This is a genomic window from Roseiconus lacunae, from assembly GCF_008312935.1.
Classification (GTDB): domain Bacteria; phylum Planctomycetota; class Planctomycetia; order Pirellulales; family Pirellulaceae; genus Stieleria; species Stieleria lacunae.
Window position 1 is genome coordinate 245,285 of the sequence record NZ_VSZO01000079.1, and the last position, 22,113, is coordinate 267,397.

Annotated in this window: 20 protein-coding genes; 13 read left to right on the plus strand and 7 right to left on the minus strand. The window is 55.2% G+C overall.

Annotation, left to right across the window (positions count from 1 at the left end):
- Window positions 1-43 precede the first annotated feature (43 nt).
- The 6 genes from FYC48_RS26540 to FYC48_RS26560 all read left to right on the plus strand — a co-directional run bounded on the left by FYC48_RS26540 (window position 44) and on the right by FYC48_RS26560 (window position 4,953).
- Window positions 44-979 carry a hypothetical protein gene (locus tag FYC48_RS26540; RefSeq protein WP_149499819.1) on the plus strand — a complete coding sequence of 312 codons (936 nt, stop codon included), beginning with the start codon at window positions 44-46 and terminating at the stop codon, window positions 977-979.
- On the plus strand, window positions 976-1,839 hold the full coding sequence (locus FYC48_RS26545; protein ID WP_149499820.1) for a TrmH family RNA methyltransferase: 864 nt from the start codon (window positions 976-978) through the stop codon (window positions 1,837-1,839). The genes FYC48_RS26540 and FYC48_RS26545 overlap by 4 nt, the downstream gene beginning before the upstream one ends.
- A gap of 196 nt (window positions 1,840-2,035) precedes the next feature.
- Complete coding sequence (locus tag FYC48_RS26550) at window positions 2,036-2,797, plus strand: MBL fold metallo-hydrolase (protein ID WP_149499821.1); 762 nt, start codon at window positions 2,036-2,038, stop codon at window positions 2,795-2,797.
- A gap of 221 nt (window positions 2,798-3,018) precedes the next feature.
- Window positions 3,019-3,204 (plus strand): hypothetical protein, encoded by a 186-nt coding sequence (locus FYC48_RS28035; RefSeq protein ID WP_160149784.1) that lies wholly within the window; start codon window positions 3,019-3,021, stop codon window positions 3,202-3,204.
- A gap of 76 nt (window positions 3,205-3,280) precedes the next feature.
- On the plus strand, window positions 3,281-4,330 hold the full coding sequence (locus tag FYC48_RS26555) for a hypothetical protein (protein WP_160149785.1): 1,050 nt from the start codon (window positions 3,281-3,283) through the stop codon (window positions 4,328-4,330).
- 194 nt (window positions 4,331-4,524) lie between these two features.
- The gene (locus FYC48_RS26560; protein ID WP_149499823.1) at window positions 4,525-4,953 is read left to right on the plus strand and encodes a hypothetical protein; all 429 of its coding nucleotides are present in this window, start codon (window positions 4,525-4,527) and stop codon (window positions 4,951-4,953) included.
- A 67-nt stretch (window positions 4,954-5,020) separates the two neighbouring features.
- Here the strand turns inward: FYC48_RS26560 and FYC48_RS26565 are convergent, their stop codons facing one another.
- The 4 genes from FYC48_RS26565 to FYC48_RS26580 all read right to left on the minus strand — a co-directional run bounded on the left by FYC48_RS26565 (window position 5,021) and on the right by FYC48_RS26580 (window position 8,478).
- Window positions 5,021-5,533, minus strand: a complete 513-nt coding sequence (locus FYC48_RS26565; RefSeq protein WP_149499824.1) for a hypothetical protein — start codon at window positions 5,531-5,533, stop codon at window positions 5,021-5,023.
- 410 nt (window positions 5,534-5,943) lie between these two features.
- The gene (locus tag FYC48_RS26570) at window positions 5,944-6,732 is read right to left on the minus strand and encodes an SDR family oxidoreductase (protein WP_149499825.1); all 789 of its coding nucleotides are present in this window, start codon (window positions 6,730-6,732) and stop codon (window positions 5,944-5,946) included.
- A gap of 392 nt (window positions 6,733-7,124) precedes the next feature.
- On the minus strand, window positions 7,125-7,328 hold the full coding sequence (locus tag FYC48_RS26575; protein ID WP_149499826.1) for a CsbD family protein: 204 nt from the start codon (window positions 7,326-7,328) through the stop codon (window positions 7,125-7,127).
- A gap of 850 nt (window positions 7,329-8,178) precedes the next feature.
- Entirely contained in the window at window positions 8,179-8,478 is a 300-nt protein-coding gene (locus tag FYC48_RS26580; protein WP_149499827.1) for a hypothetical protein, read from the minus strand.
- A gap of 421 nt (window positions 8,479-8,899) precedes the next feature.
- Between FYC48_RS26580 and FYC48_RS26585 the strand changes: the two genes are divergently transcribed.
- From FYC48_RS26585 to FYC48_RS28215, 3 genes are all read left to right on the plus strand, one after another.
- Complete coding sequence (locus FYC48_RS26585; RefSeq protein ID WP_149499828.1) at window positions 8,900-9,340, plus strand: carbon storage regulator; 441 nt, start codon at window positions 8,900-8,902, stop codon at window positions 9,338-9,340.
- A gap of 285 nt (window positions 9,341-9,625) precedes the next feature.
- Window positions 9,626-10,879 (plus strand): DUF1559 family PulG-like putative transporter, encoded by a 1,254-nt coding sequence (locus FYC48_RS26590; RefSeq protein WP_149499829.1) that lies wholly within the window; start codon window positions 9,626-9,628, stop codon window positions 10,877-10,879.
- 110 nt (window positions 10,880-10,989) lie between these two features.
- Window positions 10,990-11,154, plus strand: coding sequence for a hypothetical protein (locus FYC48_RS28215; RefSeq protein WP_200836708.1), 165 nt, complete (start codon window positions 10,990-10,992; stop codon window positions 11,152-11,154).
- 168 nt (window positions 11,155-11,322) lie between these two features.
- Here FYC48_RS28215 and FYC48_RS26595 read toward each other — a convergent pair whose 3' ends face one another.
- On the minus strand, window positions 11,323-13,413 hold the full coding sequence (locus tag FYC48_RS26595; RefSeq protein ID WP_149499830.1) for an esterase/lipase family protein: 2,091 nt from the start codon (window positions 13,411-13,413) through the stop codon (window positions 11,323-11,325).
- Window positions 13,414-13,676: 263 nt separating this feature from the next.
- On the opposite strand from FYC48_RS26595, the gene FYC48_RS26600 reads away from it, so the two are divergent.
- The 4 genes from FYC48_RS26600 (at window position 13,677) to FYC48_RS26615 (ending at window position 19,802) form a co-directional block, all read left to right on the plus strand.
- Window positions 13,677-14,825, plus strand: coding sequence for a multiheme c-type cytochrome (locus FYC48_RS26600; protein WP_149499831.1), 1,149 nt, complete (start codon window positions 13,677-13,679; stop codon window positions 14,823-14,825).
- 147 nt (window positions 14,826-14,972) lie between these two features.
- Entirely contained in the window at window positions 14,973-16,367 is a 1,395-nt protein-coding gene (locus FYC48_RS26605) for a tetratricopeptide repeat protein (RefSeq protein ID WP_160149786.1), read from the plus strand.
- A gap of 64 nt (window positions 16,368-16,431) precedes the next feature.
- On the plus strand, window positions 16,432-17,859 hold the full coding sequence (locus tag FYC48_RS26610; RefSeq protein ID WP_149499833.1) for a DUF1501 domain-containing protein: 1,428 nt from the start codon (window positions 16,432-16,434) through the stop codon (window positions 17,857-17,859).
- Window positions 17,856-19,802, plus strand: coding sequence for a DUF1549 and DUF1553 domain-containing protein (locus FYC48_RS26615; RefSeq protein WP_200836709.1), 1,947 nt, complete (start codon window positions 17,856-17,858; stop codon window positions 19,800-19,802). The genes FYC48_RS26610 and FYC48_RS26615 overlap by 4 nt, the downstream gene beginning before the upstream one ends.
- Before the next feature lie 324 nt (window positions 19,803-20,126).
- Here FYC48_RS26615 and FYC48_RS26620 read toward each other — a convergent pair whose 3' ends face one another.
- The gene (locus tag FYC48_RS26620; RefSeq protein WP_149499834.1) at window positions 20,127-20,321 is read right to left on the minus strand and encodes a hypothetical protein; all 195 of its coding nucleotides are present in this window, start codon (window positions 20,319-20,321) and stop codon (window positions 20,127-20,129) included.
- Entirely contained in the window at window positions 20,318-21,583 is a 1,266-nt protein-coding gene (locus FYC48_RS26625) for a DUF1559 domain-containing protein (RefSeq protein WP_149499835.1), read from the minus strand. Before FYC48_RS26625 ends, FYC48_RS26620 begins: the two co-directional genes overlap by 4 nt.
- Window positions 21,584-22,113: the final 530 nt, after the last annotated feature.

The following is a 22,113-nucleotide window of genomic DNA, read 5'->3' on the forward strand; positions in this document are numbered from 1 at the left end:
GATTAGTACCTAGACGTTTTTTGCCTCGCACGATTGTCGTCGAATGAGATCCGCGTTTCAGCAGCTTGCCCCTCAGCGCCGAACGTTCCTTGCGGTCGTCAGGTTGTTTTTGGCGGCTAGCCTATCGGGGTGGTCAATGACGCCCGGCGCACACGCGTGGGAGCCCAGCGACGATGTGGTTCGCGGCAATGCTTCGCTGGAGCTGCGTTTAAATGCGCTCAAGGAAAGCAGCGGGCTAGCATTCTCGCTGCGCGAGCCCAATTGTGTTTGGACGCACAACGATTCTGGTGGTCAAGCTCGTCTATTTGCGTTCGATGATCAAGGTCGTTCCTGTGGCCGCGTGATCGTTAAAGGAATCAAAGCAAACGATTGGGAAGATATCGCATCGTTTGACGACGACGGTCCTCGGCTACTGATCGCGGATGTTGGTGACAATGATCACCAGCGCAGCTCCGTTTCGCTGTATTTGCTCGACGAACCCAACCCACAAACCCATAGCCGCATTACCCCGTACGTGCATTTGGTTGTTCGCTATGCCAACGGGGCACAAAACTGCGAATCGGTTGCCGTCGATGTTAAGAACCGACGAATCTGGTTGCTCAGTAAATCCGGACTCGTCGCATCGTTGCACGAACTGGAACTTCCCAAACGAGAATCGATTACCCCGGCAGCAGATGACGCGGGGGAAGCGGTTCCGACGATCGAAGTAACAACGACCCTTGTCCGTCGGGTCCCCGTGCCGCTGGCCACCGGAATGGATTTTTGTCCGCGAACTGGTGACTTGTGGATCTGCAGTTATCTCAATGCCTTTCATGTCAAGACAGACGCGGGACGAGATCTGCCGACCCGGTTTTCCAAGACGCCGGCCTTGGTCAATCTGCCAAAGCTAAAGCAAATCGAAGCGGTCGCGGTCGATCGGTCAGGCCGAGTGTGGGTCTCCAGCGAAGGCTTCCCCACACAGATGCATCGTGTGAAATGAGCTTGGACGAAATCGCCGTTCAGCGCTGTGAGAACCTCGATGACCCACGATTGGAAGATTACCGGTCGCTGAAGTTACCGCCGAGCGGACGCTATCGCGGACAAAAACATTTCGTGGTCGAGGGCCGCAAGCTCTGCGAACGCCTTCTGCTAAGCGACTTTCCCATCCGTTCGATGTTGGTCGAACGAGGGCTGGATCGGTCGACCATGCCCGCTCCCAGAACTCCGCTAACGATTTTCGAAATGAGCCGCGAGCAACTCGGCGAACTGGCGGGATTCGATTTCCACCGCGGTTGGCTTGCCAGTGCCCAGCGGCCAGCCGATCACGGTTTGGATCAGTTCCAGCCCGATGCCGTGTCGCTGGCGTTGGTGGGAATCAGCGATATGGAAAACGTGGGGAGCATGCTTCGTTCGGCAGCCGCATTCGGAATACGGCAAATCGTCTTGGACCGACAAAGCGTGGATCCTTTCTCACGACGTGCGATGCGTGTCAGTATGGGCGCGGCGATGACGATGCGCTACTACCGTCTGCCTGAAGTGGTCGCTGGCATCAGGGAACTGCAGTCTCGGGGGACCGATTGTTTGGCCGCAACGTTGACCGATGATTCGGTCTCGATTGATCAATACCGGACTTGGTACAAGCACGGAGATCGACCATGCGTCTTGGTCATGGGGAACGAAGGCAACGGTCTGCCGCTGGCGGTCCAACGAAATTGTCGCCACCGCATTCGTATTGCGATGCGACCGACGATCGTTGGCGCCCCGTTGTTGGACAGTCTGAACGTTTCCGTCGCCGCGGCGATCCTGATGCATGACTTGACCCGAACGCGAAGTCCGACGGAGTGCGATTCGCCGGACTAGTGTTCCGTCTAAATGAAATGCCCGGGTTCGAACCATCAGCTGACGGGCGATAGCCCCGATTGTCACACCATAACCACGGCGAACGCCGTCGGCTAACACGCTATGATGTAACAATACTCCGATAGGTGTTTAAGACAGAAAGTGACGCTCGGTCGCTTGGAATCCATGACTTGCTTCCTCTCAATCGTCCGACATCATGCTGCTGCATTGCCTGGGAACCGCCGGCTACCACCCGAACGAGCAACGTCAGACAAGTTGCTATTTCATTCCCTCCGAGGGCATCGTCTTAGACGCGGGGACGGGCTTTTTTCGTCTGCGAGAACTGGTTGAAACACCGACCCTGGATATCTTGCTCAGTCACGCGCATTTAGACCACATTGCCGGACTGACGTTTATACTCGATGTGCTTTACGATAAATCTGTTGAAAAGATTCGTATTTGGGGTGAACAAAAGAAACTCGATGCCATCCGCGAGCATTTGTTTTCGTCACTCATCTTTCCGGTCGAACTCACCGCCCAGTGGTGCCCGATTGATGAACAAGCCGCGATTTCGATCGGATCGTGTGAGGTAACTTGGCGTCCTCAACCGCATCCCGGTTCAAGCGTTGGATATCGGTTGGAGTGGAGCGACGGCCCGACACTCGTCTACCTGACCGACACGACCGGGCAAACGGATGCAAAAGCGGACGCGTTCAATGCGTCGGCGGACTTGATGCTGCACGAATGCTACTTTCCCGACACGTTGCAAGAGCTTGCGAGAAAGACTGGGCATACGCATTGCGGGCGGCTCGCCAAAATCGCACGGGCCGCGAATCCTAAGCATCTGCTACTCACCCATGTCAATCCGATCGACCCCAATCCCGAAGCGTTACTCGACGACGTCGCTCAAAACCTGATCGATACGGACATCGAGGTGACGTTGGCCGAAGACCGAATGTCAATCGACTTTGGCCGGTAGACGATCGGCGGGTCGACGATGGGATAACGGAATTAGCGAAGCATCTAGCGGTGCAGGATGCTGGCTTGATCTCGACACGAATGACCATCGGTTGCCCGCCGCTTCGCCCATCGGCGTTACCAATCCGAATGGGGTTGACCTAGCCGGAGCGGTTTGCTTAGGGTTGCCAAAGGTGTGGTGCATTCCGTTTGATCTCGGAGTGCGATAGGAACGGCGGTCCAATGCTATCCGCCGTTTCTGACTGCAGGTCACGCATGGAACATTGCGTTGCGTCAAGTTGGGACAACTTTGGCGTTTGCGAAATCTACCCCGAAAATGCTGGCCTCCACGCCAATTTGTTGCCGATCACCATGGACGGTGTGCAATCACAATATTGGAACGAAAAAGGCCGCAAGGATGCCGAATAGAAACCATCTAAAACAGCAACTCTTGGTCACTGGATGCGCAGCTCTCGTTGCTTGCTCGACGGGATGTCGCAGTGCCATGCCCAAATGGAGCATGTTTGGTTTACGCAAAGCTCCCTCGGCAGAGATGCTTGCCGGAAACGGCCCCACGCATACTTATCCGCCTCCGCCAAGTTCATCGGCGACTCCGATGGCGATCGCTTCGACGGCAGCGGGGACGACTGGGACTGAGATGCCAGCCGGAACGATGGTCGCTCGGGCGACGACGGGCGAGGCTGGTGCGACGCCATCAACCAATCCTGCGGCCTCTCCGTACGGTTTCGGAGCGAACGGTGGCCCCAACATGGCGGCCGCCCAAGCGAACGGTTTTGCCGTGACCGGCGGGCCGAGTCCGACGGCTTCGGGTGACGCACCGCAATACGCACTCAGTTCCAATGTGACTCCGGGAAAAAATTCTTCTGTTCCTGCGATCCCCGCCGGGTATCAATTCGGAACCAAAGCTACCGCTCCGGCGGCCAGCTCTACGGCAATGACAACTGGCGGAGCGGTCCCTCCCGATATGGCTGCCGCGGCAGCGAAATCGGGAGGTTACCAGATCCCGTCGTCGTACCCCGCGCCATCGGCAACGGCATCCGCGTCGCCTTCCGGTGCGAGTGCTTACCAGCTGCCATCAACTGTGACGCCGCCAGCTAGCTCCGGGGCTACCGGTGCATCGTCGGGCGGTTTTGCACTTCCAGACGACGTGATGGCAAGCGTGCAACAAGCTTCGAGTGCGGCAACCAATTCAAAACCTTTTACGCCAAAGACGACTCCCGGAATTCCCGCTACCTCGCCAGCAGAGGCGGAAACTGCGGTCTCTGCCTTGGCGATGCCTTCGAGTGCCAATCTGCCTGCGACGAGCGGAACGCCCGCCACGACGGTCGGTACCGGAAACAGCAAACCATCATTCTCAACGGCCAGTGCTTCTTTATCATCGGGTAATAACTCACTTTCGCTGCCCATTAACGGGGGCGAAAGCAGCAGTAGTTCTTCCGGTGGTTATGCTCCGGGAAGCACTGGTGCATCATCAGGGTATCCAGCCACAAGCGGTTACCCGAGTCCAGGCACCAATGGAAGTTTTTACCGCTAGGCCAAGGTACAGTTCACCCAGTCGATCCTAACGTTTAGAGCTTGTCACGTTCTCGCTTTCGCAGTTCGCAAATGAACGGGTTCACCCGATCAGAAGCCGCGCGGGGCTGGTCACATCGCAAGCACTAAAGGCGGCGTTCATTTCGGCATACGAACTCGTACCGGATGCTTTCTCACGCATCAGGAGTTCCGCCGATGAATTTGTTGCTTCAACTCGCAACTGCGATGGCTATGTCGGTCTCGCTACAGTCCTCTGTGGTGACGACCGCCATCGATTCGCAATCTAAAACGCAGGCCAAAGTAGATTTAGTCGAACTGAATCACTTCTTGGATGACCACGGTCGCGAGGTGTTTCGCCAAGTGGTCTTTTACGATTGGTCTGGCAAGAACCGACAATTCGAAGTCCGGGCATGGCGACTGGTCAAACACTCGTCTCAATTGCCACGCCAACAACATCGTGGCGAAGGCTATATCGTGCGTTGGCAAGACAAACATCTCACGCGCGAAGTCATCGCCAGAACGATGCGAGAGACGTTCAGCCAAGACGACCCCGAGCGGATCAATCGCCACATCTTGCCTGAAAACGAACGCCGTCCGCTTTGGCCGTCCGGTGAATCACGTTAGCGAACGTCGACGATTTGGTTGGTCTTCGTAACCGAAGGCCGATGCTTGCTCGGCCACGCTCAAGCGATTATTTCTTGCCAGTGTTCTGAGTGATACTGGTCCCGTCATCGCCAGCGGCAATGATGATGTTCAACAGTCGCTCGTCCTTGCTCATGCTCGTCATCCACATCTTGCCGCCTTGCCGCGTGACGGTTTCCTCTTTCCAGCCAGCTTTGACAGTTGAGGATTGGTAAAACTGGACCACTTCCTCGAATCCTTTTGGGCTAGTGCCCTGGATGACGAAGCTTCCATCACCCTTATTGGAGTGGGCCATGTTGATTTTGATCGATTGTTCGACCGGGATATCCTGAGGAAAGTCGGTAGGAATGGACGCGGATTCGCCGACCGCATACTGCATGGCCCCGTCGGCTCCTTCAATTTGAATGTTCATCCCGCCATCGCTGATGTCGACATTCGAATTCTTGCCATCCTTGGAAAGCTCGGATTCAATCGCGCTTTCGGTCGCCTTTTCCACCATTTTCGAACAGCCCGGAGCGACAATAAGTGCGGTCAAACAAACCAGCGGAAAGACAATTTTCATTGAGGTGGATCCTGTCGGCAAGGTCGAAGGCAGATGAAGTAGACGCCAGGAAAAACGATTTCTCGGACAAACCTCGGCGCCGCACTGCAAAACTGTAATCGGCGTCATTTCCGATGAAAAGGTCCTGCCTACGCTTCAAGTCTCTCAGGGTTAGTGAGCTAGGCGTGTAACTGCTCGGGGCTAGCGCGCCTTGTTACCAGCGTTTACGTTACCAGCGTTTACGCTTCACGACGGCGAAGAAGATCTGCACCGAATCTGCCCGTCGCAATCGCAATATTGGGACAGTCCTGTGTTCGTCCGGGTTGTCGCAACGAAACCACGGTTACATCGAACGGCTAATCCTATAACTGGACACGTTTAAACCGCGAAGCAATTAAACCGCGAAGCAATTGGGTGTCCTTCCACGCGGATCAGACGATTAAGGATTGACCTCCATCAATCCAGACCGGCGTTCCGGTAATATGGCGACTGCTGTCGCTGAGCAAAAAGACGGTGAGATCGGCAACTTGATCGGGTGTCCCGTATTCTCCTCCGGTAAGCGGAATCTTTCCTTCAGGATACTCGATGGGAGTCTCGATCTTGTCCAGGTTGTCACGGTCCGTTTTCTCATGAATCGCCGACTCAATCGCACCGGGACAAATGACATTGACGCGAATCTTCGACGGTGCCAGTTCCAACGCTAGCATCTTGCCCAACGCATACTGTCCGGCTTTGCTGGACGCATAAGCCGATGCGCCTTCGTTGCTAAATGTACGTGTACCATTGATCGATGACATAATCACGATGCTACCTCCACCGGCGGCGCGGAGATGGGGTACGGCAAAGTGTATCGCCATGTACGTACCGGTCAGGTTAATATCGATGGTACTGCGCCATTCATCCGTTGTCATCTCATCGATCGGAGTCCACGTTCCGTTCGTCCCCGCATTAGCGACAAGTGAATCGAGTTTTCCGAAGTGTTCGACGACCGTCTCCACTGCGGACTTCATCTCTGACTCATTGGTTACATCTGCCGTCACCCATATCGCTTCACCGCCGTCACGTTTGATCGATTCGACGACTTGCCGAAGTTCGTTTTCGTCACGTGCCAGTACAGCGACCTTTGCGCCACATGCAGCGCACGACTTTGCAATACCCGCGCCGATGCCTTCGCTGCCACCGGTGACTAGAACGACACGATTTGTCAGAGTTGTGTTCATTGATTTACAGTTAATGAGCTAGACGAAAGACTCGCAATCTACCAACGAATGACGGCCGCTACTGGTAACACGCGCGTAACGACGTCGAGTTTTAATTCGATCGCAGCTCTGTCCGTTGGCGAATCGGTTTACCGGGTCGGATGTAATCGGGATTCCGTTGATTCCATGTTCCGAGCCGACGAATTGATCGCCGGCAGAGAAATCCGCTGACGAATACGGCTCAGAACTTCAAGGTGGTGGGCCCAGGATTCGGAGAATCGCAGTTCAATGTCGCTCAGCTGTTTTCGTTTAACGAATGAAGAAGCAAGCTGGCATTCCGATTAGGACCCGCTCCTATTACTGACGTTTACAACGGATCACCCGATTACACCCTGTCGAGTTACAGTGCCGCTTTAGCAGTTGCAGCTCGTTTCAAATTCCTTCACTTGGCGTTCGGCCTCGTCCTTGGCGATTCCATAACGCTCTTGTACACGCCCCACGAGTTCTTCACGTTGACCATCGATTCGATCTAAGTCGTCATTGGTCAGGTCACCCCATTTTTGTTGAGCTTGACCTTTCACCTGCTTCCACTTTCCTTCGATTTGATCCCAGTTCATTGCTTGTCTCCGGTTTTTGAGTTGTATCAACGGTCAGTCGATCGATCACGTGATCGTGACTGATTGCCAACTCATGGCGATGCATCTCCCGGGCCAATCCGGTTCGTCGGCCGCAGTGAGCACGAAGACTTCAGAAGGGCTTCAGTAAATGATTCGAAAGAATGTTGGGGCAGCCGCGAGCGATCGGCCAATGGCAATCGCGACGATGAACGTGGCGCATCTGCTAATTGGTTCATCCGGCCGTCAGTGGGAAGCCGCGAACTAGGCGTTTGCGACCTGTCGGGAGACGACAGCGTTGCATCGAAACGCCTCGGCATCGGTATCAATTAGTAATTGCGGAGAAGAATGCGAGAACGCTGCCGTGGTGAGAAACGAGCAGCGGTTGAGCGGTAAGGAGTCATGCTGTTCGATGATCACCGGTCCGAGGTCGGGCTGAGGGTGTTCCGACAGAAAGCTAGTATTCGAACTTGGTCTAAGTAATCTTCAACCTGCCAACTGGGCACCAAGGTTCGCCGCGACTGCCCCACATCGGCGGACCGCCCAGTTGGCTCTTTCTTAATTGGTACGCGTCTAATGTCAGCCGGTCTAGCAACCAGGGCCGATGTCTCGTTCTGCCATCACGTCAAAGGCAAGGTGACCAAGCGAATCGTGTCCGCCGAAGCGCGCTGGGATTCGAAGAAGTTTTCTCGATCGGGGAAGTCGTCGCCAACTTGGCTAAATTGACATGGAGTCCTGCGACCAAATCCCTCTTTCCAACCGGGACGATGTTGACTGCTTCACGTCTGGTTCTAAACGGTCGCTGGACGAAATATCGTGACGGTTTGGAGGGTGCCGTTATCGGGCGCATTGCCTAGCCAGCAATTGCGGCGTGCAGTTTTAATGTGGTTGCCGCCGGTGTCGCGGATGCCGATGCCCGCTCAGAATCATCACCGCTTTGGTCCATCAAGTTGCTGGTGAGGGTCATTTTGAGTGCTGCTGCCTGGGCAGCATCCATGGCCAGTCGGCTTTGGACAAACCAGCCAACGTGAGGCGAGAAGTTCTCTTGCCGCAAAACCAGTTGCGATTGACCATCAGGTCCAGACTCGCGTGCTAGAACGAGACGCGTGCTGTCGTCTTGACCCGGAAAGACATTCAGGATTCGGTTGCTCATCGTGTGCTGCTGAAGGGAACGTTCGCTGCGGAGGACAGAGCTGGGAAAACAGAACTGCGGTAGGGCAGCCGAAATCGGAGGATTGGTTCGGCGGCAGTGAGGTCGTAGGATCCGGCATCAATTGAATGCAAATGATCATGAAAACGATTCTCAATAACGAACAGTCTACCGCATCTAGCCTTGCGGTCAATATTTCACCGGCTTGTAAAGTCTTCTTCCAGCAAAATTGCTTTCTGACCAGGCGACGGTCTGCCGCCGATACTGTAAGTCCTGGATTTTCCGGGGGTTAAGTGAAATTCGATCCGTCGTTGGCTGTTTTGGCACGGACCGTGCATTCAGCCTCGATCACCACGGATGGTCGCGGTTGACCTCCGTCGCCCCAAAGTTCTCTCTAAGGCCGCCATCGGCAAAGGAAGCTGCCATGCTCGTTCTCTCTCGTAAAGTCGACCAACGAATTCAAATCGGCGAAGACATCACGATCACGGTTGTTCGTGTGGAAGGAAATCGTGTCCGCATCGGAATTGATGCCCCGCGTGACCAACGAATCGTTCGAGGTGAGTTGGAACCGATCGCCGAGACGGTCGAATTCGAACTTAGTGACCGCGAATTCGCATTCGCTCATCCGCAAGATTCGACCGATGTCAATAGTTCCACTGCTAAGCGATCGAGTGGACGTCACGAGTCGACATCTAGCAAGCGAGCCGCATCGACTCGCGCTGTCGCTGCGAAGAAGCCTGCCGGATCGGAGAACGTTGTCGTCTCTGGAAAAGTATCGACCGACGGCAGCAAGGTTCAGCTAAATACAGATGATACGAATCGAGCCCGACGGTCACCTTTGGCAAGCTTCGTGTCAGCGTCTTAATGCGTCACGCCCCATTACGCCGCGAAAGGATTCGCGGATTTTTCTTCTCTTCATGCTGGCCTTCAATTAAAGCAATTTGAGCTTCATCAAAGCTCCCTTATTGTCGCTCGGTATCCACCACAAGCCTCGTCACTGGTTTCTCCGGCTGGACGAATTCGTAAGGCAACTTTCGAATAAAGGTAAAAGCCTTAATCTCCCGAATCAGGTCGATCAAGCGTGTGTTAAATCAACACCGATATGCATCATCGCAATCGGAGTATTCTTTCACACATTCTGAGGCTTGGAATGAGAAAAGACTCTCTTCGAAGTGAACGTCAAGCGTTTACCTTGGTGGAGCTATTGGTTGTCATCGCAATCATTGGGATTCTTGTCGGGTTGTTGCTACCCGCCGTGCAAGCAGCGCGTGAAGCGGCGCGTCGAATGAGCTGCAGCAATAACTTCAAGCAGATTGGCTTGGCGATCCACAACTACCATTCGACCTACAAGCAACTTCCGATTCACGGGGCAGGCACATACGCTCCGCCTGGACGTGACATATGGGACACAAACCCGGGTCGTGAGACATCTGCAAATCGGCGTTTATCTTATCTCGTTGGGCTATTGCCATTTGTTGAGCAGCAGGCGATTTGGGACCAGATCTCTCGCCCGCTCGCAATCAATTCTGACGGTACGGAACACTTACCGCCTTGGCCACCGATGGGGCCACACCCTGATCGTGTTCAGTACCCTCCATACGCATCAGAGATTCCGACGTTTCGTTGCCCTAGTGACCCCGGTCGTGGATTGCCGGCGCTTGGCCGAACCAACTATGCGTGCTGCGTCGGTGACTCGGCCGTCCATTCGCGCGACCCCTATTTGAACATTGACGAAAAAGGTGACGATGGGACAGTCACGTTTCCCTATTCCGCGGACAACGGCCACGTGACTCAATCCAATGGGTCGCAACGCGGGATGTTCGTAAACTGTCGGGATATGCGTTTTCGCGATGTGCTCGATGGTCTTTCGAATACGGTGATGGGTGGGGAAATCGCTACCAGCTTGAATGACTTTGATTCACGGACGGTGTTGCCGATCAATAACGGGGCGCATGCCGCACCGTCTGAAAAGACCGAATGTCGGCTCGACCCGATGTATGCAGAGCCTTACTTGAACCCAGAACGTCCGCGTTATTGGCTTCCCGATGGTTTTGACTACAACGTCGCGTGGGGACGTGGCTTCCGGTGGCACGATATGATGCCGCCTTATACACAAATGACGACGGTCCTTTCGCCGAACAAGTTACTGTGTTCCGATGGCCGCGATCACCGAGATGTTGTGTCGCCTCCGTCCAGTCGTCACCAAGGTGGCGTCCATGTCTTGATGGGTGATGGTGCGGTGATCTTCATTACCGATTCGATCGAAGCTGGGAACCCGCATTCGCCTCAAGTGTCGCACCGAGCCGGTTCGCCGCTGCCGGGTAGCCCCAGCCCCTACGGGCTGTGGGGAGCACTCGGCTCACGCGATTCGTCGGAAGTCATCAGCGAATCGTTAAATCAATAACAAATCGGTTCCAACTATTGGACGCAACCGTTCATTTCTTCAAGACGGGCGCCGCGAGTCGGCGCGCGTCTCTTTCTAATTCCATTGTTTCGTTTCACTGGATTCCATTGATGAAATACTTGTTGATGCTCGTCTGTGTGTGTTTGGCCATCGGCTGTTCTTCTGAGACATCGAATATTGTCGGCGATGCCGATGCAGAGGCCCTGGCTGAATACGAGGCCGCACTCGCCGAAGCGGATAAGATGGCCGCGGGCGATTCAGATTACGAGAAGTAACCTTGCCACCAAGAAACGCAGTGGCTGATAAAACGCAACAGGATTAACGGCGGGTAAGACGCGTTCGGCTACCGTAAAAGACTTGGGCTACGCGATCTCGGGCTGGCGTTATCAATGCGGGGCACCGACAAAACGCTCAGCGTGATTGATCTACGCGGCGACGGTCACTTATCGTGTGATCGTTGCCGTGTTTTTCCGCTCATCGGATTGCAATTGGTCCATCTGCTGCTGGCCTATTCGATCGGCATCCGTCGTCGGCGTGCTTTCGTTGAGTGCGATTCGGTCTGACGCATCTATTTCTTGCAAGTGTTCGAGCAGGATTCGGCGAACTTCGAAAATCGCTTGTCCGGTCATGTGGATTTTGGTGTGATCGGCATCGACGACCAATTCGCTTTCGGTGTCCTCCATCGAAGCGCTTTGGTAACTGACAACGCCGTCCCCGCGTCCGGCTTTCTTTTGCAACAGCGTCGGATCGGACAGGACACCGATGATGTTGTGGTACTTCACATCCGGCGCATATTTGGCCCGCAACATCACTGGAAAGATCGGTGATTCGGGCGCTAATGAGTCGATCGCGTTCGCCATCGTCAGCAGCTCGGTATCACGAAAGTAGTTTGGATTGGTGTCGACCAGGCTTTCGCCCATTGCGGTCGTAATCTGGGGCAATTTGATGACCTTTCGGGCCAACCAGCGCGTCATGTCGTTGGCGAATCGGCTTCCACGGTGTGGTGTTCCGATCGTGATCACACGTTTGACTGACTGATTGGGATGAAAGTACAGGGTGCTGACTAGCTTCATCCGCTGAGCTTCTTCGCCTAGCAGCTTTTCTTTGGGCTGGTCGCTCACGATTCCCCAAAAGTCATCACCGCTGTCGATCGTCTGCATCCGGCTTACCAAGCCGCCCATGCTATGTCCGACGAGAACCATCTGGTCCATCGTTGAGTCTTGGTTCAATGGATCGAACGTTTTGCGAAGGTCTTGTAGGTCGCTACGCAGTTGTGTTGCACTGATCCAAAACGGTTGGCCGGACGGGTACAGGTAAAACCAGAATTGATAACGTTCGCGGATTTCGGCGAAACTGCGAAGGTCATTGAACATGTCCATCCAGGTGCGCGGACTGGACCATAGACCGTGGACCATCAGGACCGGGATACGGTTTGGATCGTAGGGCTCGAGCATGTAGACCCCGCGTTTGATTGATGCGTCTGCGGGATTGATCAAGCCTTGGGTTTCGTGGTTGCGTTCACGAAACTTGGGGGTGTCAAGAAAGAATGCCAGCGGCGTTGTGAGATCCGTTTCTAACGGCACCCAGTGGTCGGCCAGCTTGACCTGATTGGCTTGAAGCGGATCGAAAAATTCCAGCACGCACGTATTTACACCCCCGGTTTCTTCGAGCGGCGGCGTAGTGCACCGCATCATCGCCGTGACGGCATAGCTAAGTCCTTCGGGATAGTATTTCTCTCGCCTGTCGCCTTTGTTTTTACTCTTGCGAACCGCGATCATCGGCACACCCAGTCCGAATGTCGTGTGCTTGCTACGCAGCGTCTGAATTTCGTAGTCGCTGACGAATTCATAGTGATCGAATTCGTCCGAACTCCACTTGCCACGCATTTGAGTTTGGATCACGAATTCTTGATCGTTCGCTTTGACCCGATACGTCTGACCGGGTTTAAGGTGGCTTTCTTTACAGAGCAGACGTAACGTGTCTTCGAGCGACTCGTTGTAGAGATCACAGGTCGCCCGAAATTGGGGATCGTAGTGGTTCCGCGTTTGGCTAAGTTCGTCGGAAAACAGGAACGCGTAGCTGTTGGTCAACGTCACGCCGAAATGAGCGAGCGCATCGCTTTCACGGCCAGCGGATTCTGCCTTTTTGCCTTCAACGTAGGACAATTCGGCGAGCGAATGAATCAGTTCGGGGTCACGGTTTTCGCGAATCGTCTGTTGAATTTTCAAAAGGCAGACGGCCGCGTCGTCGTCATAGCCCTGCTGTAATCCATACCGACGAAGTGTGTTCCACGTGCGATCGCTGATCTTTGGCCCCGATCGGTCGATCAAACGCAGCGGGGCAGTGAGCGGATTCTCTCGGACATTGCGAGGCGAAAGGTAGCGGACGGTCGAACAACCGCCGACCGAAAGCAAGGTGATGCTTAGCAAGGCGGCCAATTGCAACGGAAACAACCGCGACGCCAGCGGCGACGTGAATCGGTGCCGTTGCCCGTCACGGTGAGTCGCGATGTGTGTCGTTTCCTTTGCAATCATCCTTGTGGTCCGTCACGCAGTGATTCCGCGCAATCCTGGCGCAGAGTCGGCAACGGTAGGACTCCATCGAGGCTCGTGTCAACAGAAGTTTCCTACCGGCATGTTTCACGGGCGCTGCTTGGACCTGTGTGATCGCATTGCGATTGGCTCTGGTGAGGTATCGGAGATCTAAATCGGTTAAACTGGACGGCGACATTCCGGTACGTGCCATATCGCCGATTGGCGGCGACCGCTCCTTCTCTTTTCTTACTGCTAGTTCACCTGTGACAGCTCGTTTTTTGTTCTTCGCTGTTGTGACGCTCGTGATCGGGACGTTGGCCGTTTCGATGTTCGACGATCATGATCGCTCCGATCTACATCGCGATCGCGCTAGTCAATCGGCCGAACGTGTTACCGCTGCTGCTGTTGAGCCGACATTTGTTGGCAAGGCCGTTTGTGGTGAATGCCACCAAGATAACTTTCAGCTTCATCAAAATTCCGGGCATGCCCAGACCTTTCACGCTGCCAACCAAGACAACATTGTCCAGCATTTCGCCGGAAAGACTGCCGACGCCGGCACACCGCACGGGTTCTACACGTACCTATCCGGTCCCGACGGGCTGCAGGTGTTTCGTCGCCGGACTGCCGATGCAAGTGATGGGGACGTTGACGATGAAACCTTTCAGTACGCGTTAGGCTCCGGACAAAACGCGATCACGTTGATTAACTTGGATTCCAAAACCGACGGGGATCCGGTGCTGCTAGAACATCGAGTGTCCTGGTTTCGATCGCACGGTGGATTTGGATTGACACCGGGACACCTTCATCATGTCCCCGAGGAAAAACGCGAATTGTTTGGCGAGTTGTTCGAAGGACGCCCGTTGCAACAGTGCGTCTGGTGTCATACGACATCGGGGGAAGTTATAGGTGACGAAGTGAAAGACTTAATCGCCAACGTCAACTGTGAGAAATGTCATGGACCGGGGAGCGAACATGTCCGTCAGGCTCGCCAGTCGGACACGCCGCCGCCCTATTCGGTTGGCAAGGCCGACTGGGACTTCGAATCAGAACTTCAATTGTGTGGAAACTGCCATCGACTTCCACGCCACGTCGATCCAAAGGACATCCGTGACTATATTCCGATGATGCTCCGATTCCAACCAATCGGGCTGGTTCGAAGCGCATGCTATTTGGAATCTGAAGGTCAGATGATGTGCTCGACCTGTCACGATCCGCATGCGCACTTTACGTCGAAGACGCAGCAACAGTACATCGATGACTGCGTCGGTTGTCACCAGCCCGACAACGATCATCACACCGTCTGTTCGGTATCGACATCAGAGGGGTGCATCGATTGCCATATGCCCGCGATGAAGGTCGAGCAAGGTATGGTCTTTCATGACCACTGGATCCGCGTACGGCCGGAGAATTGATCGATGAACATCAAGCGATGCTCGTCCCCAGATTCGCGATCGACGGCATTGACATTGTCGTGTGTGTGCTCAGTCGTGGTTTGTGCCGTCTTGCCGATCGGCTGCAGTCCTTCGAATCCGGAGCCGACACAGGCTTCTAAGACACCGGTGGAACGATCGCAAGCGATCGGACAACGTGACAACGAACGTGTCAATGAACGCACCGGTATGTCTGGATCGACGTCCGCACCGGAGCATCGAAGTGATCCGCCATCGGCGATTATCGAAACGTCTCCGATCGATCCAAGGCAGGAAACCCAACTTGCGTCACAGGCATTAAATGACGAAGAGTTCGAGTCCGCGTACCGGCACGCGCGCAACGCCTATCGGGCGAGCCCCGATGATCCTGCGGTAATGTTCGTGATGGCTCGCGTCCTTGGACAGCGTCAACGTTTTCCCGAAGCGATTCGGATGCTCGACCGAGTCGCCAAACAAGATCCCAACGCGACACTTCCGGCACTCGGCCAATCGGCCCAGTGGTTGATACAGGATGGCCAATGGGATAAAGCGGAATCGCGATTGAAGAAGATCCTCGAATTCGTACCGGCTGCGGCGATGGTCGAACGAGAATTGGCCAAACTGTATCTTCGCCAAGGAAGACGCGACGAAGCTGCCCGATACATAAAAACGCTCACACAGCAGGGTGAGATCTCCGCGATCTACTTGAGAACATTAATTCAAGTCGCGATTGAACTTGGAGATGAATCCTCGGGGCAGGCCGAGGAGTCGATCGGACGATTGGGCGTTGCCAAATCGTTGGCTGGAAAACCAAGTTCGGAGAAACCGACGTCCGGAAAACAAACACGCAAACAGGCTGGGTACCGGGCCGCACTCGAGGTACTCGATGGTCCGGTGCTTCATCGGCTAGAGCTTCCCGTGCATGAAGCCGCATTTCGCGGACGGTTGTTGGCCTACATTGACGACCAATCGGCTCTGAATGAATGGGCCGAGGATTGGAACGAGACTTTTGTTGACTCGCCGGTTGCGTCGCAGTTGCCGGATGCTTGGTTTGCATTGGGGCACTGGCATGCCCACCATGGCAGAATCGACTTGGCGATCGAATCGTTTTGCTACGTCGTGCTTCGTGACCCAACCGATGCGGAAGCGTATGCCAACTTAGCCGAGTTGACCGAAGGGGCCGAGCCGGGGCGATCGGCGGATTTGTCGGGGAGATCTGAAGCGATCAAGCGGACGCGAATGCTGGCCAAATCGGTAACCGCCGGAGGCAGCCAGCAAGTTGATCTGCCGTCGATCGAAGCACTGGCAAAGCAGTTGCGAGAACTTCGCCGAGTCGACGAAGCGCTCGCATGGGAGGGGTTGAAGATCGCCTTCGATTCGAGTCTCACCGCTTCGCAGAGAGAAGCAGCGATGGGATCGATCAACCGCGAGCGAGTCGACTACGTGAATTCCCTTGCGGGGAAAACGCCGACGGTGGACATGTCATTCGTACTCTGCGGCTTGGATCCACCGCGGGAAAACAGGGTCGCGAAGGAAGCAAACTGAAGGTTCACCTTTAACGGAAAGAGGATTTCCACGGCGGGGTCTGGTCCGTGTTAGAATGGGCGGCATGAACCATTCACCCACTGCAAAAACGAACCCGATCGGTCCTGGGCTGAAGCGTCGTTATTTCTTGCGATCTGCCGCCGGCGGCGCGAGCTTGCTCGGGATGTCCATGCTGGACAATCAACGTATACGGGCCCGAGAATCGATCCCCCAGCCAGACTTTCCCCCGCGCGCCAAGCGTGTGATTTGGTTGTTCATGCATGGTGGTCCCAGCCATGTGGATCTGTTTGACCCAAAACCGGCTCTCAAGAAATACGCCGGCAGTCCACTGCCGGATAGCTTTGGCAACGTGATGACCCGCCGCCGGGTTGCGAAGAATCCTCTGCTTGGCCCGATTCGTCCCTTCCGTCCACGCGGCGAATCCGGAATCGAGATTTCTGATTTCTTGCCTGAGATATCAACGATCGCCGATGACATCTGTGTGATCCGTTCGCTGCACGGCGATAGCGTCAATCATCCCCAGTCGGTCTATCAAATGAACACCGGCAGCATTTTGATGGGGCATCCCAGTTTTGGTAGTTGGTTGGCGTACGGGCTGGGCACCGAAAACGAGAACATGCCAGCCTTCGTCGTTTTGCCCGATCCACGCGGTGGATTGAAAGGCGGTCCGGCGGCATGGGGCAATGGGTTTCTGCCGGCGGTCTATCAAGGGACGACGATGCGGGCCGGTAAGACGCCGATCCTGAATCTTAACTCACCCGCCGGGATCAGTGACCAGCGGCAACGTTCGACACTTGACCTGCTCAGTCAGTTCAACCGGCGCCATTTTAAACAGCGCGATTCCGACGATGACCTCGCCGCTCGAATGGAGTCTTACGAGTTGGCGTTTCGGATGCAGTCGGCTGCCCCCGAAGCAGTGGATCTTTCGCAAGAGTCGGCTGCGACGTTGTCCCATTACGGAATTGATCATCCGACGACCCGCGATTTTGGACAACGTTGCCTGCTGGCGAGACGATTAATCGAACGCGGAGTTCGTATCGTTCAGGTCTATTCCGGCGATACCAACGGCTGGGACGCGCACCAAGACGTCGACCAGAATCATACCGAATACTGTGCCCGAACCGACAAACCCGTTGCGGCACTGATCAAGGACCTGAAACGATCGGGACTACTCGATGACACCTTGGTGATCTGGTGTGGCGAATTCGGGCGGATGCCGATGAGCGAACAAGGCAAGGGCCGTGATCACAATCCTTGGGGTTACTGTGGTTGGTTAGCAGGAGCCGGGATCTCGGGAGGCCGAACGTATGGCGCGACCGATGACATCGGATTGCGAGCGACCGAGGATACAGTTCACGTGAATGAATTTCACGCCACACTGCTGCACCTGATGGGACTCAATCCGCTGGGGCTTTCCTATCCACACAACGGACTTGACGAACGTCTGATTGGCCCCAGCGAAGTTGACGTGGTGGAGGGCTTGCTATCGTGATTCCACGTCCCATCGAACATTACATCCGTTGGTTCTTTGCGATCTCGTACGCGACCTTTTTCACCGCGATTTCGCCGGCCGGCGAGCCCCCGACGATCGGACCTGCCGAAACGCAGACGATCGAAGAGCCGGAGATTTCAAAATACGACCGTGATCATTGGTCGTTCATGCCAATCACCGCGCCGCCGATTCCCCAGGTAGACGACTTCTCTTGGGCGAAAACTTCGATTGACCGTTTTGTTTTGGCGTCGCTGGAATCGGAAGGTATCCGCCCGGCCGACGCCGCCAATCGATCGACGTTGGTGCGACGGCTGTATTGGGATCTGATCGGGCTTCCGCCGACGGCCGAGCAAGCTCGACAGTTCGTTCAAGACGACTCCCCGAATGCCTACGATCGTCTCGTTGACGAATTGTTGGCGTCACCGCATCACGCGCAACATGCGGCACTTGCTTGGTTGGATTTGGCTCGGTTTGCCGAGACCGATGGTTTCGAACACGACAAAATCCGCCCTTCAGCCTGGCGTTATCGGGATTGGGTGATTCGTGCACTCGGCAACGATCTGCCCTATGACACGTTTATCCAGTGGCAAATTGCCGGCGATGAATTGGAACCGGATAATGAGGAAGCACAGCTGGCGACCGCATTTTGTGTCTCCGGGCCCGACATGCCGGATATCAACTTGATCGACGAACGGCGTCATGTACTGCTGAACGAAATGACGTCAACCGTGGGAAGTGTCGTGATGGCATTGCAGTTCGGGTGTGCACAGTGCCACGACCATAAGTATGACGCGATTAGCCAGGCCGACTTCTATCGCTTGCGTGCTTTTTTTGATCGATCGCTGAACCTAAAACAAAACAAGTCGGTGACAACGCTGACTAGCATCCAAAACGACAGGCCAAGTCGCCTGATGAACCGTGGCGATTTCCGCAGTCCCGGCCCGGTCGTTCATGCCGCCTATCCCCGGTTGTTGAATGCGAATTCGGATTCTCCAATCGATGGCGCCGGACAACGCGCCGCCTTGGCCAAATGGTTGACGTCGAGTGATCACCCCTTGACCGCTCGCGTGATCGTCAATCGTGTTTGGCAACAGCACTTTGGACGCGGTTTAGTGACCACCCCCAGTGACTTCGGTGTGATGAGTGATGAGCCATCACATCCAGAATTGCTGGATCATTTGGCGTCGGAATTGATCGCCAATGATTGGAGTCTGAAGTGGTTGCACCGAACCATCGTTCGATCACAGGTCTATCAACTTTGCAGTCGCCCACCGGCGGATGCCGCAAATTCTGATGGGGTGTCTCATTGGCAACACGCACTCGAAAACGACCCAGAAAATCGTTTGCTTGCACGCTACCCCCGGCGTCGTTTGACCGGTGAAGCGATCCGCGATGGGATGTTGCTGGTCAGCGATTCGTTGGAATCTACGATGGGTGGGCCTGGATTCAAACCACCGCTACCTGCGGAATTGCTCAAGACGCTGTTAAAAGGGCAATGGAAAATCACCGAGGATCCTGCCGAGCATCAGCGCCGCAGCGTCTACCTTTTTGCTCGTCGAAATTTGCGTTATCCGTTTTTCGCGACCTTTGACCGGCCTTCGGCTGACCAGCCGTGTGCGTGCCGAAATGAGTCGACAACGGCGGTTCAATCTCTGACGCTGTTTAATTCCCAAACCAGCCTTGATGTCTCGGAGCGGTTAGCCGATCGCGTGCTTTCGGTTGGTCCGTCACGGCCAGAACAGATTAACGAGTTATTTTGGCGATTGTTCGCGCGGTCGCCAGCTGAAAAAGAGCGGACGATGGCGATCGATTTTCTAAGGTCTCAAACGGTGCTGATCGAGTCCCAGGATATCGACTATCAGAAAAGGCACGCTTCACGTTTGGCGATGGTCGATCTGTGCCGTGGGCTGCTGAATTCGAACGCCTTTGTTTATGTTGATTAACGCGGGATGGGTTCCGACTCGTGATTCGAACACGTTCGCGATTGGGGTTGATCATTCATGTGCGGAGAATGGTTTGGCCAATCGGCGTCCGGTCCGGTGGTTGTGACATAACCGTGGCTAACGCCATTCGGCTGACGCAACATGACGATGTCATTGTGACTCGCGTCGGGGCCGGTCTTCGCCAGTTGAACCATGCGTTGCTTGTGGCACGAACGCTTGTTCATGGCGGTTCAGCAACGTCTTCTTTGGAGACCGTAAAAACGACAAGTCCGAGTGCAACCAGGTCGCGCTCGGACTTGTGCGGTTAGTGACGGACCTAGCCGACTAACTATCTTTTCGCGAGCCGCCTTGTACGGCATCGCGGTTATAGGCCTCCATCTCGGCGTCACTCATTTGGTTTTGAGTGTCCGGGCGGACCACGGTGGTGACATCCGATCCACAGCCAGCGATCACGGCGATCGCAAGTGCGGCGGCGATGAACCAGTGGACGGGGTTGGGGAGTTTGATTTCGTCGATCACTGGAACGACTCCTGAACAACTTCGTTGCTGGCGCGGGTACCGAGTGATCCCCAAAGCCCATAGGGGCTTGAAGCTCCCGGCATATTGCTTGGCGCGGTGGTGTTCGCTCCGTTGAGCCAAACCGATGGGGCGCTGCTGGTCCCCGCTTCGATTGAATCACTGATAAACTGAACCGAGCCGTCGGCAAACAAAATATGCGCGCCACCTTGGTGTTGGCTACTTGCCGAGACGACTCCGATCGATCCGTCACCCGCCGCCAAACAAAGTTCGGTATTGGGCGGCAGGATGGTGTTCATCCCGGTGAATAACGGGCGACTGTCGGCCCAGCGGAAACCACGTTTTTGACCATCCGCCGACAGCGTCCCATCGGTCACGGCTCCTTGCCAGTTGGGGACACTGTCGTCCCATTTGGTTGGTGACTCTGGATCGAGAAACGGACGGCACAGCAGAGGGTTGTCGCGAACGTCGGCGTCGCCCCCTGGGGCATTCAATGGGTTGGTCGAAACATTTCGGTCGCTCAAGCCCGTCCTAATTTCGCCGGCCATGATGGTGTTGGAAAGCCCATCAAGGATATCGCGAAACCGGGTCGAACTGCGAGGGACAAACACACCGCGGCAAGCGGCATTGGTGCGGTTGAAACGCCAAGCAAGGCTATCGCTCCAGCGGTTGGGTGCTGATGAGTCGTTGAACACCGGAGGTCCCACATGGATGAAGTCAATCGCGTCGCCAAGGCAGGCGGCGTAGTTGGTGCGTCCGAGTGCGGGAAGGCCGTTCCCCGGATCACTGGGGCAGCGGAGCGCGGGAATTTCTGATGCCCAGGGAACATATTGTCCTTGCCATGGCACCGGGCCCATCGCGTTCCAAGCTCGCGCTGGCGTCGAGCCGTCTGCCATCTCACTGCTCGGAGCGACGATGGTGTCCCACAGGCCCTGTTGTTCAAGGAATGGGATCGTACCGACCAAGTAACTTAAAAACAGCGAGTTGTTACCGCCGCCGCCGCCGGTGACTCCCGCGTTGTTGGTGTTCGTCGCGCTACGAGTCCCCGAGCCATGCTTCGGAAGCACTTTGTAGGCTGATTCATAGTTGTGGATCGCTAGCCCAATTTGTTTGAAGTTGTTACTACAACTCATGCGTCGCGCCGCTTCGCGAGCCGCTTGGACGGCGGGAAGTAATAGGCCGACCAGGATTCCGATGATCGCGACAACAACTAACAGTTCAATCAAGGTAAAACCACGCCGGCGGCGCGGAGATTGTTTGTTCATGGACCTTATTCAAGAAAGGAGGTGAAGCAGAAAAGAAGTGGGCTTCCATCAGCGTCGGCAATCGTGCCGAACGTGAATTGAAACCGAAGGCGACGTGGCCCTAGCGGGCACAAACCTTCGACGGCAGCAGAAAGAACTTCCGCTTCCGAAGCTGATCAGCAGAGGCTTCGGAATTAAACCGTGTGAATCGCGCTGGTCACTCAAGTGACCGCTGAACGCGACGGGCAGGTCCTCGAAAAAAGAGAGGTGGATTCGTCGGAAAGTGCTGTTTGATGGGGCGGTCTTTCACCCGCGACATGACCCAGCGAACGGACGACTTTTCGATCGAATCAAGTGTTCGAATTTGATGAATGATTAACGCAGTCCGACCCCACCTTGTTTCGTGGAATCACGAAAAAATGAAAAAATAGTTTGAGTGGCTTTTAAGCAGTTGAACACGAAAGATTCGGCTTAAGTCATTTCACTCTCACACTGGGAGAGTCGGGCCTTCAGGCCCGGAGAGGGCACCCTCCCCGGCCGTTTGCTCGTCC

Coding starts and splice junctions, on each gene's coding strand:
- FYC48_RS26540 (WP_149499819.1), top strand. CDS start 44: ATGAGATCCGCGTTTCAGCAGCTTGCCCCTCAGCGCCGAACGTTCCTT.
- FYC48_RS26545 (WP_149499820.1), top strand. CDS start 976: ATGAGCTTGGACGAAATCGCCGTTCAGCGCTGTGAGAACCTCGATGAC.
- FYC48_RS26550 (WP_149499821.1), top strand. CDS start 2,036: ATGCTGCTGCATTGCCTGGGAACCGCCGGCTACCACCCGAACGAGCAA.
- FYC48_RS28035 (WP_160149784.1), top strand. CDS start 3,019: ATGCTATCCGCCGTTTCTGACTGCAGGTCACGCATGGAACATTGCGTT.
- FYC48_RS26555 (WP_160149785.1), top strand. CDS start 3,281: ATGCCCAAATGGAGCATGTTTGGTTTACGCAAAGCTCCCTCGGCAGAG.
- FYC48_RS26560 (WP_149499823.1), top strand. CDS start 4,525: ATGAATTTGTTGCTTCAACTCGCAACTGCGATGGCTATGTCGGTCTCG.
- FYC48_RS26565 (WP_149499824.1), bottom strand. CDS start 5,533: ATGAAAATTGTCTTTCCGCTGGTTTGTTTGACCGCACTTATTGTCGCT.
- FYC48_RS26570 (WP_149499825.1), bottom strand. CDS start 6,732: ATGAACACAACTCTGACAAATCGTGTCGTTCTAGTCACCGGTGGCAGC.
- FYC48_RS26575 (WP_149499826.1), bottom strand. CDS start 7,328: ATGAACTGGGATCAAATCGAAGGAAAGTGGAAGCAGGTGAAAGGTCAA.
- FYC48_RS26580 (WP_149499827.1), bottom strand. CDS start 8,478: ATGAGCAACCGAATCCTGAATGTCTTTCCGGGTCAAGACGACAGCACG.
- FYC48_RS26585 (WP_149499828.1), top strand. CDS start 8,900: ATGCTCGTTCTCTCTCGTAAAGTCGACCAACGAATTCAAATCGGCGAA.
- FYC48_RS26590 (WP_149499829.1), top strand. CDS start 9,626: ATGAGAAAAGACTCTCTTCGAAGTGAACGTCAAGCGTTTACCTTGGTG.
- FYC48_RS28215 (WP_200836708.1), top strand. CDS start 10,990: ATGAAATACTTGTTGATGCTCGTCTGTGTGTGTTTGGCCATCGGCTGT.
- FYC48_RS26595 (WP_149499830.1), bottom strand. CDS start 13,413: ATGATTGCAAAGGAAACGACACACATCGCGACTCACCGTGACGGGCAA.
- FYC48_RS26610 (WP_149499833.1), top strand. CDS start 16,432: ATGAACCATTCACCCACTGCAAAAACGAACCCGATCGGTCCTGGGCTG.
- FYC48_RS26625 (WP_149499835.1), bottom strand. CDS start 21,583: ATGAACAAACAATCTCCGCGCCGCCGGCGTGGTTTTACCTTGATTGAA.